This window comes from Pseudovibrio sp. Ad13 (genome assembly GCF_001623225.1).
Taxonomy (GTDB): domain Bacteria; phylum Pseudomonadota; class Alphaproteobacteria; order Rhizobiales; family Stappiaceae; genus Pseudovibrio.
The window spans coordinates 171,712-188,895 of record NZ_LMCC01000017.1; the positions used below are offsets into that span (position 1 = coordinate 171,712).

Annotated in this window: 13 protein-coding genes; 7 read left to right on the forward strand and 6 right to left on the reverse strand. The window is 49.7% G+C overall.

All coding sequences use genetic code 11. The annotated features are described in order from the left end of the window. Positions 1–646: 646 nt before the first annotated feature. Both PsAD13_RS20430 and PsAD13_RS20435 read right to left on the reverse strand, forming a co-directional pair. Positions 647–1,204, reverse strand: a complete 558-nt coding sequence (locus tag PsAD13_RS20430; RefSeq protein WP_063319307.1) for a hypothetical protein — start codon at positions 1,202–1,204, stop codon at positions 647–649. Positions 1,205–1,773: 569 nt separating this feature from the next. Further along, on the reverse strand, positions 1,774–2,106 hold the full coding sequence (locus PsAD13_RS20435) for a hypothetical protein (RefSeq protein ID WP_063319308.1): 333 nt from the start codon (positions 2,104–2,106) through the stop codon (positions 1,774–1,776). An 811-nt stretch (positions 2,107–2,917) separates the two neighbouring features. On the opposite strand from PsAD13_RS20435, the gene PsAD13_RS20440 reads away from it, so the two are divergent. Continuing rightward, positions 2,918–3,910 (forward strand): hypothetical protein, encoded by a 993-nt coding sequence (locus PsAD13_RS20440; RefSeq protein ID WP_063319309.1) that lies wholly within the window; start codon positions 2,918–2,920, stop codon positions 3,908–3,910. A 442-nt stretch (positions 3,911–4,352) separates the two neighbouring features. Here PsAD13_RS20440 and PsAD13_RS20445 read toward each other — a convergent pair whose 3' ends face one another. Both PsAD13_RS20445 and PsAD13_RS20450 read right to left on the reverse strand, forming a co-directional pair. Next, positions 4,353–5,603: a site-specific integrase gene (locus PsAD13_RS20445; RefSeq protein WP_063319310.1), complete on the reverse strand. Its 1,251-nt coding sequence runs from the start codon at positions 5,601–5,603 to the stop codon at positions 4,353–4,355. 453 nt (positions 5,604–6,056) lie between these two features. Next, entirely contained in the window at positions 6,057–6,698 is a 642-nt protein-coding gene (locus tag PsAD13_RS20450; RefSeq protein ID WP_063319311.1) for a hypothetical protein, read from the reverse strand. Positions 6,699–6,994: 296 nt separating this feature from the next. On the opposite strand from PsAD13_RS20450, the gene PsAD13_RS20455 reads away from it, so the two are divergent. Together PsAD13_RS20455 and PsAD13_RS20460 are read left to right on the forward strand one after the other, a co-directional pair. Next, positions 6,995–7,333 (forward strand): hypothetical protein, encoded by a 339-nt coding sequence (locus PsAD13_RS20455; RefSeq protein ID WP_057462490.1) that lies wholly within the window; start codon positions 6,995–6,997, stop codon positions 7,331–7,333. Between the two features lie 78 nt (positions 7,334–7,411). Next, on the forward strand, positions 7,412–9,853 hold the full coding sequence (locus tag PsAD13_RS20460) for an ATP-binding protein (RefSeq protein ID WP_208986835.1): 2,442 nt from the start codon (positions 7,412–7,414) through the stop codon (positions 9,851–9,853). A gap of 6 nt (positions 9,854–9,859) precedes the next feature. Here the strand turns inward: PsAD13_RS20460 and PsAD13_RS20465 are convergent, their stop codons facing one another. Continuing rightward, a complete protein-coding gene (locus tag PsAD13_RS20465) occupies positions 9,860–10,567 on the reverse strand; it encodes a response regulator (RefSeq protein ID WP_063319313.1) in 708 nt (235 codons plus the stop codon). A gap of 147 nt (positions 10,568–10,714) precedes the next feature. Here PsAD13_RS20465 and PsAD13_RS20470 point away from each other — a divergent pair, with 147 nt between their 5' ends. From PsAD13_RS20470 to PsAD13_RS27430, 4 genes are all read left to right on the forward strand, one after another. Further along, entirely contained in the window at positions 10,715–11,887 is a 1,173-nt protein-coding gene (locus PsAD13_RS20470; protein WP_063319314.1) for a NapC/NirT family cytochrome c, read from the forward strand. Further along, a complete protein-coding gene (gene torD / locus PsAD13_RS20475; RefSeq protein WP_063319315.1) occupies positions 11,880–12,563 on the forward strand; it encodes a molecular chaperone TorD in 684 nt (227 codons plus the stop codon). Before PsAD13_RS20470 ends, torD begins: the two co-directional genes overlap by 8 nt. Positions 12,564–12,730: 167 nt before the next feature. Beyond that, positions 12,731–15,166: a trimethylamine-N-oxide reductase TorA gene (gene torA, locus PsAD13_RS20480; protein WP_063319316.1), complete on the forward strand. Its 2,436-nt coding sequence runs from the start codon at positions 12,731–12,733 to the stop codon at positions 15,164–15,166. Positions 15,167–15,346: 180 nt separating this feature from the next. Further along, positions 15,347–15,628 (forward strand): hypothetical protein, encoded by a 282-nt coding sequence (locus tag PsAD13_RS27430; RefSeq protein WP_208986836.1) that lies wholly within the window; start codon positions 15,347–15,349, stop codon positions 15,626–15,628. 79 nt (positions 15,629–15,707) lie between these two features. Here PsAD13_RS27430 and PsAD13_RS20490 read toward each other — a convergent pair whose 3' ends face one another. Next, complete coding sequence (locus PsAD13_RS20490) at positions 15,708–17,141, reverse strand: sodium-dependent transporter (protein ID WP_208986837.1); 1,434 nt, start codon at positions 17,139–17,141, stop codon at positions 15,708–15,710. Positions 17,142–17,184 lie beyond the last annotated feature (43 nt).

Here is a 17,184-nt window from a genome sequence, read left to right on the forward strand (position 1 = left end):
AGCGATTCGACCTTCGGCCCACGATTACGATCAGTTGCGACCGTCCGGTTTGGTCAACTCTTACGCTCCAAGAGGCCTTCGTAGGTGCTGAAGGTTGCCACCAGCTCGAATGGCCGCTTTGGAGAAATGGCGTTATGCTGCGCATGATAACAAGTGCCTCTGAACAAATGACGGGAATGGTGTTGGAAAGCAAAAAACGGATCAAATTGACCGGTTAGATTTGGCAATCGTCTTCCGGTTTGATGATCCTGCGAACGTCCGCTTGATCCGCACACATAACTCATGACTTTCACGATAAGGCATTTGTTGTCTTAATCAGCAAGTATGAGAGGACCTACTTGAAGTTGATTGCACGCTCTGACAGAGAAAGTTCATAGGTTTCTTGAATGACAGCAATTGGTCATTTGATAACTCCAGATAGCTCATGAACGCTACCATAGAAGCCTTCTGGTGTACCTCTCTCAGCTTCAGTTAGAGTTGCTCGAAAGGTAGGCTTGAACTCGTCTCAAGTAGTTACAGATTATTTACCGGGGAGCTGAAGATGTCGCTTGGTGGAACTAATTCAACCTTTGATAAAACCGCTCGTTTGTCCCGCAATGCAAATATGCAGTAGTGGCCTGAGGTTGAATTCCAAGCAGATTTAAGCTTACAACAAGCTGGGCGCGTGCAGCACAAATACCTTCTGCTCACTCAAGGAAGCCCCCCGGTGCAGTAATGCATTTAAGTAGCGGCGACGTTTGTGGCCCTCGATCAAGAAATACGGCGTATCAATATGTTCTCCAGTGCAATCAATGAAGCCACTAGGGGTTTCCAACACAACCACGGGATAATCCCAACTACCTTCGTCAAGAGCTCTTGCTGTTAGAAGCTTTTCGCCAGTTTTTTGCCCACTAAACACTTCGAAGTCGTGTGTTGGATTTAGCGCCTCATTGCCTCTGACCGTGCCCACCTTGGTGACGAAATCCATGGCAGGCCAGAGCTCTTCTTTACACTGCAGATCCTCAAGTGGAATAAAGGAAGCCACTGAGTCTTGCCAGTGGCGATACACCCATTGTTCAGCGCATGTTTCCGGCAGGTTCTTCAAGAATTCATAGTTTCGATCCCACCAACCTGCGAAGTCTTCTATGCAAAGCTCGCCGTATCCCTCAGGTTGCAAATTATCGGGCCAAACACATTCTTCGCCAATTTCACGTAAATCAATCATGTTCCGCTCCCACCAAGTAAATGCAATCTCAGTACCTACCTAACGGCACTGGAACATAAACCAAAGTCAGCTTTTAAGAATGTGCTGCGGTATCATCGATCATAACAAATGTCGATTAAGGGGCTAGGATGTACTGGGTACGCCCCCCGTTTCAACAACTACCCGAGTTCTCGCAATACAGCAAAAGTCGGCCTTGGTTCACGTCTTACCAAATCAAACAACACCTAACGTGAGTGAATGTGGCTCAATGTTCCATTATTGTTTTTCATAACGCCCCAATATGCACGCTCGATCCAGTTCGGCCTATAAAAGGATGAGCGCTGCCTCCAAGCAAGATCTCGTCTGAAAGTGATTCTGAGGTTCATTTCCAGTCCCTCAATTTGTTGCGGCTTAATTGGCTGTTGGAGTTTGAATGACAGCAAAAATTAAGGATCGAAGGCCCCCAGAAAACACGAGACAACACAGTTCGACTTTCATAAAGATTATTAATCTGATCAAGAATTAGTGAATTGCTGTCTAGAGTTAGCACCCTTTCGGAGGGAAACAAAAATTTTCAGATCGGATGTTGTTCAACTAAACGTGCATTTTTTTACTTCAAGGATATTGCCAGCCAGCTCTATCACAAAGGCTTCTTCTTTTTCCCAAGGAAAAACAATCTTTTCAAGGGCACAGATCTTTTTAAACGGCGCTATGTCAAAGGATGCTCCAAAGTCCATATCGTTTTGAAGCCATCCGATTTTCCGAGCTAGAACACCGAATTTGTAGTCAGTAATTAACACTGAACAAACCAGTGAGTTAATGTCTTGTACAAACGAAATACCCTGATCAATCTCTCGTCGCTTACCTCTACCACGGTAGTGAATATTCTTGTCAATGAGATCCGCACCATCCGTAACGAACATAACCCGATACCCATCGAGTAACGGATAGTCGGCGAGAGTGGCAGCACGAACTCCAACCAAAAAGCGGTCGTTGTGCTTTATCGCATTACTGATCTTGGGCCATTGATCTCTTCGCTTTTTTGCACCTGAAAAGAATTGCTCGAAGTTATCCTAACTGGAGCCAGCAAATTTTTTTGCTTTCGGAATGAGCTTCATTTTCGAATTTTTTGAAATAGATCCATGTATTCGGACCACTTCCTAAGCAGAAAGTCGAAAGACATCATGCTTGATGTTACACTTTTTTCGCCACTGCAAAGCGAGCGTTGATAGTCTTACAAAAAAATACTTAGAGCTCGCGTAAACTCAAATCCCTTGCTAACTGCTTTGGCTGAAAGGGCATTAATTGGCGCTGATGTTGATGAGGGGTTTAAACGCTCATATTTACCAACAACAAAATTTGAAATAAGACGTTCGTTTTCAATCTGAAATCGAATTTTCGACAAAGAGTTAGGATGCACGCGAACCTTCCCATAAAAATTGTATTTTTTGAAAATACATATTTTAGTTGTACCATGGAGTTGATTTGTGATGAATACTGTTGATTAGTACTATTTCGAAAAAGCGCTTTAGGTCCTGTCCTTTTGCAGCGTTTCAGGCTGCTTCGAGCCCAACGTGACCGATGTAACAAGTTAAATGATCGGTAGCTTTTTAAGCTTTGAGAACCAGTATGCGGTTTCAACAGCATAGCTATTGGACGTATTGCAAATTTCCATCAGATGAGCTGCCGTTCCAAGTAAGCTGATGCGTAGCATAGTGAAAGGAACTTACTATTATGGGATTGTATAGTGACCTCCTAAAACGCATCCAAGATGCAAACGAATACGGTGGAGGAGCAGAGATTTTTTTACTTCGTCAGTCCGTGTTTGATGCAATCGACAGAGGTGCTGACGGTGGCGATAGTACATTAATCGCCCTGCGAAGGGATTTGTTGGAACGTTTAAAAAAGTGGGTAGATGTAGAAGATCATGAGGCCCGCAGCAGACTATTCGAGACGTATTGCGAAGCTACTTTCTATCTCTCCAGTGCGAAACACGTTAAACTTGAAGGCATACCTCGCGGTCCAACTAACACGCCAGACTTCCAGACACTAAGTTTGCCCCATGTGAGATTCGAGATCAAAACGCTCGACATCGCCGACCCCATTGCCAGTTACGGTCAACAGATGAATGAAGGGCTTGAAGGTAGAATCGAAGCTACCAAACAAGCGCAGCACAACAGTATTGGTTTTGGCGAACAGAGCATTGCTCCCCACGGACTTGCCGAGACATGGCCTGAAGTTATTGAACAAACGATGCGAAAGCTGAGTGGCAATATCAAACAGGGGCAGTACACTGATGCACCCACATTTTTGGTAGCCAATCTCGGGCGATTGTGTGTCCGCGTAAATTCGGAACAGCTAAACAAGACATCCACAATTTCTGCAGTCGAGACTTTCGACGGACTGCCTGCCGACGTGTCAGGTCACCTGTGGACGATTGCGAACCATGTACCAGAAACGGATTTTTCTTGGCTTGATCCTATAGGGCAACTACATTCTACACCCATCATGCAGGCAGGTTTACTGAGAGACTATCCTTTCATTCAGGGGATAATCTTCACAACTGAACCGTGGAGCGAGTTTGAGGAGCATCAGGATTGGAGGGCTTCCTATGCTTTCCTCGGGGTCTGGAACCGAGACTGCACGTCAAATTTTGATATGGTTAAGACTGATCAAGCGCGTAGTATTTTAGAAGCCATATGTATGCATATCGTCGATACTTGTTAAAAAGCACTCTATCAGTAGGCGTCAGGCTACCCAAAGGAATCTGAAGAGCCGACATGAAAATCCCAGCAATGAGAGCTTACTTTGTCCGCATAACCGTTGCCGGGTTTTGGAAATGCTGCATTAGGCATGAATAGCGACTTTCCGGAATCGGTCACCTCGCGACATTCAATCGCCAAATATCTTCTCAGAGCCGCGATAAGTAAAAAAGTTAACTCTCGAAGGTAGTCTGGGCATCTTTAAAGAGTATGACTTCAACCCTTGAGAGCACCGCCTGATTGTCCGCTGCTAGCTCTTAATGTCAAGCCGATTGAGGTCAGTCCTAAGTTGGCCTCTCACTTGGGATGGGGCTGCTCCATAACCAGGCGAATGCTCGCTAAAGTCACACTGAAACATGCAGATACAGCAAACATCCTCATACTCAAATGCGTCGACTAGCGAGTTCCTAGTCCCCTCCCTTCAACCCCGCCTCAATCCTCTCCCCGACCGTTTCCGAGAGCACGCGGATCGGATGAGCATCATGGTTCACATAGCGGTTGGTGATGGTCACGTTTCGATGGCGCAAGAGATGACTGATAAGGAAAGCGTTACTTCCTGATTGTGCGGCGAAGGTGCCAACCGTATGGCGCAGATCATGAATGCGCACATCAGGAATGCCGGCATGATGGCGCACGCGCTGCCATGCATTTTCCACCAGCTCTTTTGTAATATGCCGTGTTGGATCGTTGATGCGAGCAAGCACATAGGGAGAACCATCTAAGCGCGGTACATCGGAGAGGATGTCGAGCACATTCCCACTTACGGGATGAGGTTTGCGGCCGTCTCCTTTCTTTGAAGGCAAGGCAATTGCTCCTTCTTCAAAATCCACATGCTTCCATTCAAGAGAAGCGATTTCCATTAACCGTGCACCCGTGTAAAGCAGCAGCTTGAGGCAATAAAGCGCCATCGGATTAACCGGTGTTCGCCGCTTCTCAATATCGTGGCGCAAGTGCTTGCGGTTCTCTGGCTTAGCCTTGATGATCCAAGGGAGCCCCTCTTTCTCTGCAAGCTCCAGCGTCTTACCCAAGCGCTGTAACTCATCACCAGATAAGAACCGGTCGCGCTCATTCTCCTTGTAACGCTTCACCAATCGCACCGGGTTACTGTGCTCAGGCCTCAAGCCCCATATTTCAGCCAGATTGAACGCTTTAGAGATGATCGCCAGCACATGGTTTGCTTGTCGTGGAGTTCTGCGCATGGAGCGATGAAGCTTGGAGATATCCTGTCGGGTGACAGAGGCCAGTTTCGCTTTGCCTAAAGGCTTTCGCACACAGCGTTCAAGAATACGCCGGATCTCAATCGCAGATTTCGGTTTGTTGTGCACCTCAACATGTTCGCTGAGATACATATCAAGCAAGTCATCGACTGTTGGCGCATTGCGGATGATCTTGCGGTTAACCGTTGGGTCTTCCCCATTCCGCACCTTGGCCAGAACATCGACTGCCAGTCCTCGTGCCTGATCTGGTGTCAGCTCTCCGTATTTCCCAAGGGTCAGACGGCGGGAGCGCCCTTCTAGTGTGCGATATTGGACAATGAAGGTTTTGCGCCCGGTTGGCGCCACCTGCAGCCCAAATCCCGAGAGCTTACCGTCCCAGACGAAGTACTTCTTCGCCGTTGGCTTGGCTGCATCGACCGTCCGTTTCGTGACATTGGGCATCAGACAAAACTCTCCCGCTGACGGCCCATAACAAGAGCCGCTCCACATGCGAAAATAGAAGTTAAAAGTAGTCCCCGATTTCTGCTGTTTCTGACGGCCTGACAGCTTGTGACAACCTTTTTGGGCTTCTCTATCGGCCCTGTGCAAACACGGCCTCATCCCCTTATAGATCGCTTGCGCTGTGCCTGCCGATTTTGGTCAGCATATTGTAAGCAAATGTACGAGTTTCGCAGCGAAATGCAAGGTAGGCAGGAGCAAATAATTTTCTACAACTCATTGATTCATAGTACTGAATCGTAGTAGAGTGTAAGTGGACGTGAGTTGCAAATTGCAACTTGTAATCAGGGGGTCGCAGGTTCAATTCCTGCTGCTAGCACCTTCGTTTCTCTCTTGATTTATCAAGAAAATTCCAAAGCCTCCCGGAGGAGGCTTTTTTGCTTTTCTGAAATGAGTTCACCCATCCAGATCAATTGGATCTCTGTCAAACGTCAGGCCAGGGACAAGGACGACAGAACCGTCCTTTTCTTTCTTTGCTGCCAGTGACAGATACAAGGTTCCTATGGATCCCACATCCATGATGGCGAAGAGGTAGGGGGTGTCGGGAGTTCCCAATCCTGTGGGATGGTCCAGGCGGCCTGTTGCGAGGCCAACGAGTGCGGCTCCCCATGCTTTTAGTGTTTTGCGATCTCCGGCAACTTTTTGGACCCAGTTCTCGATGGTCTCCGGCACATCACCACCATTCGTAATCAGCGAGAGCCAGTCGATTGCAGGCACTTCGCCCAGATCACCAACAAGGCCACCAAATCCAATAGCTGGAAAAAGAAGCGGGTTCCACTTGCTGAATTCCTCAGCAGCATTTTCAGCCTTATCACTGCTGCCTTTCTTCATGGCCTGTAATGCATCTCTTAGGCAACCGTTGAGATCTTTGCTGACGGTTTGTAGCTGCTTACGCAATTGAGCGATTGGGTCTTTCAACCAGTCTTTGTTAAGTTTGTATTCTACAGGATCTTCCCCTTCGGGAAGAAGCAGCCCAACCAGAAGTCCAAACTCCAGAGTTGCAGCATCCAGCTCATCGGCTCCTATTGTTTTTTTCATACCAAACTCCTCACGGTATCTGCGTTAAAACACTTGTGAGGAATGACGAGAGCCTGGCGACTGCGTGAATATCTGGACTTGTAGAACTCAATAGATGGTTAAGGAATGAGAAACCCATCAGCAAGTTAGCCCCTGATGAAGCCGTTAAAATTCTCATAGAACTTTCGGGCACGATTTAGGCATCGGCTTACCTCAACTCCAACGGACAACGCTCAATACCTCATTTTATGGCTAGATAATAATTACATATCGCCATAGGCACGACCTCATGCTCCCCCAGAACGAGGAGACCTGTAATGAGCTTAGAAAACCCAAACACTGGTGAAGATGTAAATGCTCTTGAAGGGATTATAAGCACCTATCACTCAGAAATCGCAGACAACACGATTTTGCTGGCAGAGCTGGCCAAACTGAAAGATTTTCTGGAACACAGTGGCCAACATTCTCTCAAAGAGCGCGTACAGGTCTTTGACCATATTCTGGAAGAACTTCAGGAAAACTCCGGCGATCACCTTCGTATGACAGAAGAGAGCCCTCAACTGGATCACCACGAAGTAGAAGCCAACCGGCATCTGGATGAACAGGAAACCTTAAGAGACGCACTAAACAGGTTCGGCTCCCGCTACCTGAACTGATTTCAGCGCAAGCACTCAAAAGCATCACCGACTATGGAGTGCTGCGTACACCCCAACACGTAGCACGGCAGTTTTAATTTGACCGTCCCTTCCCTTCGTATCATGCCTGAAAGCAAGACGGAGGCAATCATGTATGTGCTGCGAGATCTGATTTTACAAAATGAAAACACCCTCATAGACCGCATATTCTTTTATGCCAAAAGTCAGGGTTACACGCAGTATACAGCCACACTGCGGGAGGCATGGCGCATATCAGTTGAAGGTCTCTCAAAATCCATCGTCAAAGCGATGGAGTCTTATGACACACCGCCTGAAATTGATGTCAGCTCCGATTTCTCCAGCCACCCCTTCGCTGCATTTGGCGTAGAGCAAGCCAAGAGCCATCGATCCAGAGGTGTAACACTGGGCTATTTCCTCGGTCTGACAAAATACTACCGCAGCGCCTATCTGGATCTGCTGGAAACACAAGAGTTTTCAGAGGCAGATAGAGCCAGATATCGCGCCTACTTACTGCGCTATTTCGATTTCATGGAACTTGGTTTTTCGACGGAATGGAGTGGCGTTGCAGAAGATAAAAAACTGCACGAGGCTTATGAAGAAAACCGCCGTATCACCAATGAGAAGAACAAGTATCTCACCATTCTGGAAAGCCTGAGCGACCCCATCGTATTGATGGATGAAAGTGGCCAGGTCAATGACCTCAACTATGCTGCTCAGGCTGTTTTTTGTGGGTTGCAAAACACGAAGGTCAAATACGTCAATGCAGCCACACGTGAGCTGCTGACAAACCAACTACTGCCTTATCTGCCGCAGAAGCTGGAAAGCTGCTTTACAGACATCACGCTGGACACCGCGATAGGTCCACGCGTTTTTGATATCCGCGCCCAACATATCGTCGACTTCAGCCGCAAGTTTCCCGGGATGATCCTCATCCTCAATGATGTCACCGACCATAAAAATGCCAAGGAAGAAGCTGAAGCCGCGAATAGCGCCAAATCCACCTTCCTTGCCTCCATGAGCCACGAAATCAGAACACCTCTGAACGGAGTGCTTGGACTAGCCGATCTCCTCAAGGACACGAGCCTCAAGCCAGAACAGCACCGCTATCTGGATGGTATCATCTCCTCCGGTGAAATGCTGCGCTCAATCCTCAATGATGTACTGGATTACTCCAAGGTGGAAGCAGGCTCGCTGGAGCTGGAGGCCGTTGATTTCAAGATCAGGCAAGTCATCAAACAGGTTGTTGACCTCACCCAACAAGACGCTGAAACCAAAGGGCTACAACTTCACATAGAGGTACATCCGCAGGTTCCAGAGATACTGCGGGCTGATCCCACCAAGATCAGGCAGATCCTGTTGAATTTCGTCAGCAATGCCATCAAGTTTACCAATGCAGGTTCCATCACCATCGGCGTGCATATTCCTGAAAGCAAGATCCGACAGGCAAGATGTCTTCAGATCATGGTGACGGATACTGGAGTGGGTCTGCCCACCGGAGATCACAGCTACCTGTTTGAACCATTTGTACAGCAAAACGCCGCGATCAATCGCTTATTCGGAGGAACTGGTCTCGGTCTTGCAATCTCAAAACGACTGGTCAATGCGATGGGTGGTGAAATCGGTTGCCGGTCTAATCAAACTCAGGGCGCTAGCTTCCATTTCTCCATTCCGTTTTATGAAGCGGATCAGACCGTCAGCGTCATTGAAGATAAGCAAGAGACCTGGAAGCCAAAGAAGTTGAAAGTCTTGCTTGTTGAAGACAACAAGGTCAATCAGTTGGTCACTGAAGGCTTTCTTGAAAAGGCAGGACATGGATGTAGCACAGTCGGCAGCGGTGAAGACGCACTGGCCCAGTTGCACGAACACCGTTTCGATTTGGTGCTCATGGATAACCGTATGCCCGGTTTGAGCGGCACAGACACAATCGCCCGCATCCGAGCCTCTCATTACCACCATATTTCCAACATTCCCGTTATTGTACAAAGCGCCTGCATCTTCCTGGCTGACATCGAGAAGAGCTTCACTGCTGGTGCCGATGGCTTCCTTGGCAAGCCGTATTCTCAAGAGGACCTTGAGGATGCCATCGCCTCCTGCCTCTCTGACAGAGCCATGTTTGCACGTAAATCCAGACAGACATTGCAGGAGCAACCTACAGAACTCATTGATACAACGGTGTTACGTGGTCACTTCGAGATGCTGGGAGATACGCGAGCCAAACGCATTGTCGATGCATATATGCAAACGTCGCGTTTCATCATTCCAGAGCTGCGAAACCACATCGCAACCCAAAACTTTCCCAAGATCAGAGACAAGGCGCATAGCATGAAGGGCGCATCCCATAATGTGGGTCTCATTCATACCGCTAATCTCGCAGAGCAGTTGGAACAGGCAGCTCAAAACAAGGAAAAGCACAAAATTATGGAGATCTTCAGCGCACTGGAGGTGACCTATACAGCCTCAAAGCACAAGCTGAACGAAACCTGGCTCAATTGCCTGACGAAAGCGCCGGCAAGCGCATAAGCGTCTTCAGTACGCACCTGTAAACACATAGCCAACGCCATGCACAGTCATGATCAAAGTCGGGTCTTTGGGGTTCGCTTCGATCTTACGGCGCAACCGGCCAATCAGCACATCAACAGTACGGTCGCTTGGATCCCATTCACGATGGTTCAGGTGATCCAGCAGATTATCACGGGTGAGCACACGCCCCTTGTTCTCAACCAGCGCAGAGAGCAGCTCAAACTCGCCACGTGTCAAACGAACATCCTCCCCCTCGGGAGACTTAAGTCCGCGCTTGTCCAAGTCCAGAACCCAGCCTGAGAAACTCAACACGCGCTCATCAACAGCGACAGGCACCCGCCCTGCCCTCACCCGGCGCAGCAAATTTTTGGAACGTGCCAACAGTTCACGCGGGTTGAACGGCTTGATCACATAGTCGTCTGCTTCCATTTCAAGCGCAACAATCCGGTCCACATCATCCGTCCGGCCTGTCACCATGATGATCCCGACGTCCGACTTCTTTCGCACGTCCTTCAAAAGCGTCAGGCCATCGTCATCTGGCAGACGAATATCAAGCATAATCAGGTCCACATCACCACCAGCAAAAACCGAGCGCATTTGCGCGCCGTCTTCTGCTTCAGAAACACGGTATCCTTCGGTCTCAAAATATCCGGAAAGTGCCACGCGGCTGGTCAGGTCATCATCAACGACCAGTATATGTGCCTTATTTGTCATATGCTTGTTGTCGGCTTGTGTGTTTACATCATGTTTACACCATTCTACACCCCGTTCATATTTCCTCCAAACGCTATTTACAACCTTAGTCTAATTCTCTGAGCATTGAGCGGACCGACTTGTCCGAGAGTGCAAAAGAGATAGAAGATGAATATCTGGCGACTCCTGCGGACGAAAACCGCAATATTTCCAATAAGCTTATTACTGTTCGGCACATTTGCAGGTGGCGTCGTGTTCTGGGGCGGCTTCCATACTGCAATGGACTACACCAACACTCTGGAGTTCTGCGTCTCGTGTCATGAAATGCGCAGCACGGTCTACGAGGAGTACAAGAAATCTCCGCACTTCTCGAATGCATCCGGTGTTCAGGCAGTCTGTTCAGATTGCCACGTGCCCAAAGAAACTTACCCAAAGATCATTCGCAAGATCGAAGCTGCCAAAGAGGTCTACTCCAAGCTCACTGGTAAGATCGATACCAAGGAGAAATTTGAAGCCCATCGCCTGACCATGGCCAAGAGTGTCTGGGCAGAGATGGAAGCCAACGACTCCCAGCAGTGCCGCAACTGCCACAAGCAAGCTTCCATGGACTTCGCCAAGCAGCATCCCAAAGCCTCTGAAACCATGCAGAAGGGTTTCAAGGACGGCGAGACCTGCATCTCTTGTCACAAAGGCATCGCCCACAAACTGCCAGACATGTCTCAGGGCTACAAAGCTTTGTATGACGAGCTCAAAGCCCTGTCAGTAAGCGAAGGTGCAAGCGCAGATCATCTGTACGCCATCACCAGCAAACCTTTCTTCGTTGAACAGTCAAAAGCGGAAAGTAACGGCAAAAGTGACGGTCGCATTCTGGGCGGAACCGATGTCGCCGTTCTGGAGCGCAGCGGCGATCTGCTCAAAGTGCGCATCGCTGGTTGGCAGCAAGATCAGGTGGATCGCGTGATCTATGCCCTCCGAGGCCAGCGCATCTTCTCTGCCACTGTCGGTAAAAAGGTCATCGATAAAATCAAACGCCTAAAAACCGAGGTAGATCCGGACACAGAACTCACCTGGCATCAGGTACAGATCGACACTTGGATCTCAAAGGCAAATCTGATTTCAAACGGAGATCAGCTCTGGACCTACACCAGGGAAATGTACAGTGCTGCATGCTCCACATGCCATGGCCTGCGCGATCCCGAGCACTTCCTTGCCAACCAGTGGATCGGCTCCCTCAAAGCCATGAAGCGCTTCATCTCACTGGACAAAGAACAATACCGCATTCTGCAGAAGTACCTGCAACTCAACGCAAAAGACACAGGTGGGAGTGAAGCTCATGGGTAAGCACGAAACCATCACTCTTTCCAACAACGACAGATCTCTGGTTTACCGCTGGCTGGCAAGTTTCTTCACCAGTGAAGTGAAAATCGAAACTCTGGAGAGCTACAGCTCTCCAGAAGGACGGGCGCTTCTGGATGTCTTCTCACAAGCACCGGCACTCACATCATTTACGGGTGAGCTTACCAAGCTGACAGAGCTTCCCGTTGAGAGTTATCAAAGCAAGGTGCTCGATCTGGCAACTGCATATTCTCGTCTGTTTCTCGGTGTTGGCGGTCAACACTCTGCCCCTCCTTACGAGTCCGCCTATTACAACGAAAAAGGCACGCTCTTCCAAAAACCAACAGCAGACATGAACAAGATCCTTCAGGATCTGGGTATCTCCATTGAGAATTCAATGAAAGAACCCGCCGATCACCTCGGCGTTCAACTCAACGTACTGGCAGAGTACATCGACCGCGAAGCTCTGGCAGAAGCCAATGGCGATCATGAGACCGCATACACCTCACATCAGAACCAGATCCGCTTCCTCTCGAACCATCTTCTGAACTGGGTGCCCTCTTTTTGCGAGAGCTGTAAGCGCTTTGACAAGTCAGATTTTTACAAAGAACTGGCCAATGCCCTCAACGCCTGGCTTGCCATGGACCTTGCTCGCTTGAATGAGGCAAAGACCACCACCTGACCAACTCCATTTACAACCTGTTTACTCGATTTTACATCCCGTTCAATCAACGCGCGAACCACGTTTACACGCAGTGACTACGGTGAATCTCAAGAGAAAACAGGCTGTTTTCATCGAGCAACTCGCTCAACTCATTGATTGTCTGCCAAAATAAAAGGACAGCAGAGATGTCGAAAATCATTGCAAACTATACGTCTCGCCGTAGTTTCCTGAAAGGCGCATCCGCACTGGGCGCTCTGGGTGTATTGGCTCCATCCATCTTCTCACCGCGCTTTGCACAAGCAGCCGTCAACGGAGAAGTTCTCTCCGGTTGTCACTGGGGTGCATTCCGTGCAGTGGTTAAAGATGGACGCTGGACCGAAGTTAAGCCTTGGGAGCAGGATCCACATCCTAGCCATCAGTTGGCTGGCGTCATGGACTCCGTCTACTCACCATCCCGCATCAAATATCCAATGGTCCGCCGTGCCTACCTTGAAAAAGGCCGTGGTGCAGACGTTGAAGACCGTGGCAGCAACGATTTTGTGCGCGTCAGCTGGGACAAAGCGCTCGACCTTGTTGCACAAGAACTCAAATACGCCAAAGCAACTCACGGCCCACGTAGCGTCTTCACCGGTACTTATGGCTGGAAGAGCGCTGGCAAAATCCATAACAGCCGCAGCCTGTTGCGCCGTCTGATCAACCGCGGCCTGCAAATGCCAAACGTGACTCACACAGGCGATTACTCAACCGGTGCCTCTCAGGTGATCATGCCGCATGTTATGGGCACGCTGGAAGTCTACGAACAGCAGACAGTCTGGCCCGTTGTTGTCGACAACACAGAAGTACTGGTCGTTTGGGGTGCAGACCCAATCAAGACCAACCAGATCGACTGGCTAATCGCAGACCATGACAGCTACACCTACCTTGAAGAATTCAAGAAAACCGGCAAGAAAGTCATCTGTATCGACCCACTGAAATCCAAAACCGCAGAGTTCATGGATGCAGAATGGGTGCAGGTCAAACCACAAACCGACGTGGCTTTGATGCTCGGCATGGCACACACACTCTTTGTTGAAGAGCTGTACGATGTCGACTTCATGGACGAGTACACCGCAGGCTTTGAAAAGTTCCTGCCATATCTGACTGGTGAGACAGATCAGACACCAAAATCAGCTGAATGGGCCTCAGAAATCTGCGGTGTCCCAGCAGATAAGATCAAGGAACTGGCACGCCTGTTCATGGGCAACCGCACCATGCTCACCAGCGGCTGGTCCTTGCAACGTCAGCATCACGGCGAACAACCACATTGGATGCTGGTCACACTGGCTTCCATGCTAGGTCAGATCGGCCTGCCGGGCGGCGGCTTCGGTCTCTCCTATCACTACTCCAACGGCGGCACACCAACCTCCAACGGCCCTGCCCTGTCTGGCATGAACGATGGCGGCGCAATGGAAGGCTCTGTCTCCATTCCTGTGGCACGCGTTGTTGAAATGCTGGAGCGTCCGGGCGAGGAATACGACTTCAACGGCACCCGCTATACCTTCCCGGATATCAAGATTGCTTACTGGGCTGGCGGCAATCCGTTCCATCATCATCAAGACCGTAACCGCATGATCAAGGCCTGGCAGAAACTGGAAACAGTGATCGTTCAGGACTACCAGTGGACAGCAACAGCACGCTTTGCTGATATCGTTCTTCCAGCAGCTTCTGCCTATGAGCGCAATGACATTGAAGCGATGGGCTCTTACTCCAACAAAGCAACTGTGGCCATGAAGAAGATCGTTGATCCGGTCTTTGAAGCACGCAGTGAATACGACATCTTTGTTGATCTGGCAGACCGCCTTGGCAACAAAGAAGCATACACCGACGGTCGCGACGAGATGGATTGGGTCCGTCATTACTACGAGCAAGCTCAAAAACAGGCAGCAAGCAAAAATCTTGAAATGCCTGCATTCGAGAAGTTCTGGGAAGACGGCATCGTCGTTCATCCCGTCTCACAGGCAGCAAAGGAATATGTCCGCTACGCCGACTTCCGCGAAGATCCTCTTCTGGAACCGCTGGGCACACCAACTGGTAAGATCGAGATTTACTCCAAAAACATCGAGAAAATGGGCTACGACGACTGTCCTCCACATCCAATGTGGATGGAACCGCTCGAACGTCTCGATGGCCCGGATGCTAAGTTCCCGGTTCACGTCAACACAGGCCATCCAAACGATCGCTTGCACTCTCAGCTCTGCGGAACAGTCCTTCGTGAAGGCTATGCAGTTGCAGACCGCGAGCCATGCATGATCAACCCAAAAGACGCAGACGCTCGTGGCATCAAGTCCGGTGACGTCATCCGCATCTTCAATGATCGTGGCCAGACACTGGCTGGCGCAATCGTCAGCGAAGACATCATGCCAAGCGTCATTCGCCTTTATGAAGGTGCTTGGTACGATCCTGTCGAAGGCGGCAAAGTCGGCAGTCTCTGCGCTTATGGTGATGTTAACACCCTTACGCCAGACCTTGGCACCTCCAAGTTGGCACAGGGCAACTGCGGTCACACCGTCATCGCAGACTTTGAGAAATTTGAGGGTGAACTGCCAGAAGTCAAAGTCTTCACCGCTCCAAAAAACGGATAGATCAGGAACCAACTAAACACCGAAAGGGCTGCTTAGTGCAGCCCTTTTTTTTGGCACAATCCCAGCATTTTAGTCGATGTTTAGAGCCGTCTATCAGCCTTCAATAACTGCCATCACATAGCATTCAGGCTAGAAAACACGAGTGTGCTAGAACCATCTATGAAATAGACTTGCGGGGAAATGATGACAGAAAAACAACAGAATACATCAGCCCACACCAAGGAAAAAATGGCGCGGCGCTATGACGACGATCATGAGCACAAGCATGATAAAGATCGGCAAGAGTATGAACGCGGCCAGAAAAGCCATCCGGAAACCCAACATGGTGGAGACCCGGAGGGCCACAAACACCCACACAAGCACCGCCCAGGCAAAAGTCATTCGGACGATGGCCACCACCACGCAAAAATGCATGATCACAAAGAGCACACCAGAGAGCATCACAAAAAAGACGAGCATTGATCTCTGGCTATAGGTTCTCACAAAAACACCCCGACCATTTCTGATCGGGGTGTTTTTTATTCTCAGATTTTCAGCTGTATCAGCTACCCAGCAGACCGTTCAGTATCTCCCAGGCACCGGCCAACGGAGCCATAAACCGCGTGGCCAAGGTCAAAAAATTCAACCAAACTAATACAGCAAAGTAGTTCAGCCATCCACCAAGCATCACCCAGATAACAGCCAATGGAGCCACGATCCGCATGATCCATGTGAAGGCGCCCATCCACTTGAAGGTCAAAGATCCGTCGTTGCTCAACTCTTTGCCCATCTTCTCAAGCACAACCCAACCAGCAAACAGCGAGGTCAAAATACCGCCGATTGGCAGGGTGTAGTTGTCAACCGCATAGACCATCAGGTCAAAGAAGTTCATGCCGAACAGCTTGTACTCGCCCCAGACACCCAGAGCCAGTGAACATGGCACGCCGATCAGGAAGATCACAATGCCCACCACAATAGCAGACCATTTGCGCTCAATGCCGTATTCCTCTGCAAAGTAAGCCACCGGAATAGCCAACAAAGAGATGGAAGAGGTCAGAGCAGCAATCAGCAACATGGCGAAGAAGATGATCTGGAACAGATAGCCACCAATCATCTCGCCAAACACAGCTGGCAGAGTGATGAAGGTGAGGCCCGGGCCAGCACCTGGATCCATGCCGAAAGCAAACACAGCTGGCAGAACCAGCAGACCACCCAGCACACCAACCAGCGCCGCTAAGAATACCACCCAGCAAGACGCATTCGGAATGTCTGCATCCTTATCCAGATAAGAACCGTAGGTGATCATCGCGCCCATACCCAGCGACAGGCTGAAGAACGCCTGACCAAGAGCTGCACGCAGCATCTCGCCATTCACCTGCGACCAGTCAGGCACGAGGAAGAACTCAATACCTTCCCAGGCACCCGGCAGGGTCACACTGCGCACCACCAGAACCATCAGCAGAATAAACAGCAATGGCATCAGGACTTTAACGGAACGCTCGATACCTTGAGCAACACCTGCGATCACGATCCCCATGGTCAACACCATGAACACACCGTGATAGAAGATTGGCTCCCATACAGCAGAGACCAACCCGCCAAACTGGGCCTCCAGAAGCTCAGGCTGTGCAGATTCAATGGTGCCAGCAATGCTCTTCACCAGATACGCGATCGTCCAGCCGCCAACAACGGAGTAGAAGGATAGGATCAGGAACCCCGTGATCACTCCAATCACACCCGTAACTGACCACAACCGGCCACCCAGCGCGCGGAACGCACCAACAGGGTTCATCTTCGCTGAACGACCAATGGCAATCTCTGCCATGATCAGCGCTGCGCCGATGGTTGCCATGATGACAAGATAGACCACCAGAAAGGCGCCACCGCCCTGTGTACCTGCCAGGTATGGGAATTTCCAGATGTTACCAAGACCAACCGCAGACCCTGCAGCAGCCATAATGAAGCCGAAGCGGCTTCCCCATTGCTCACGTTTCATTTTTTGTTATTGCCAATCAACATGTGATGGTTTGTTTCAATCA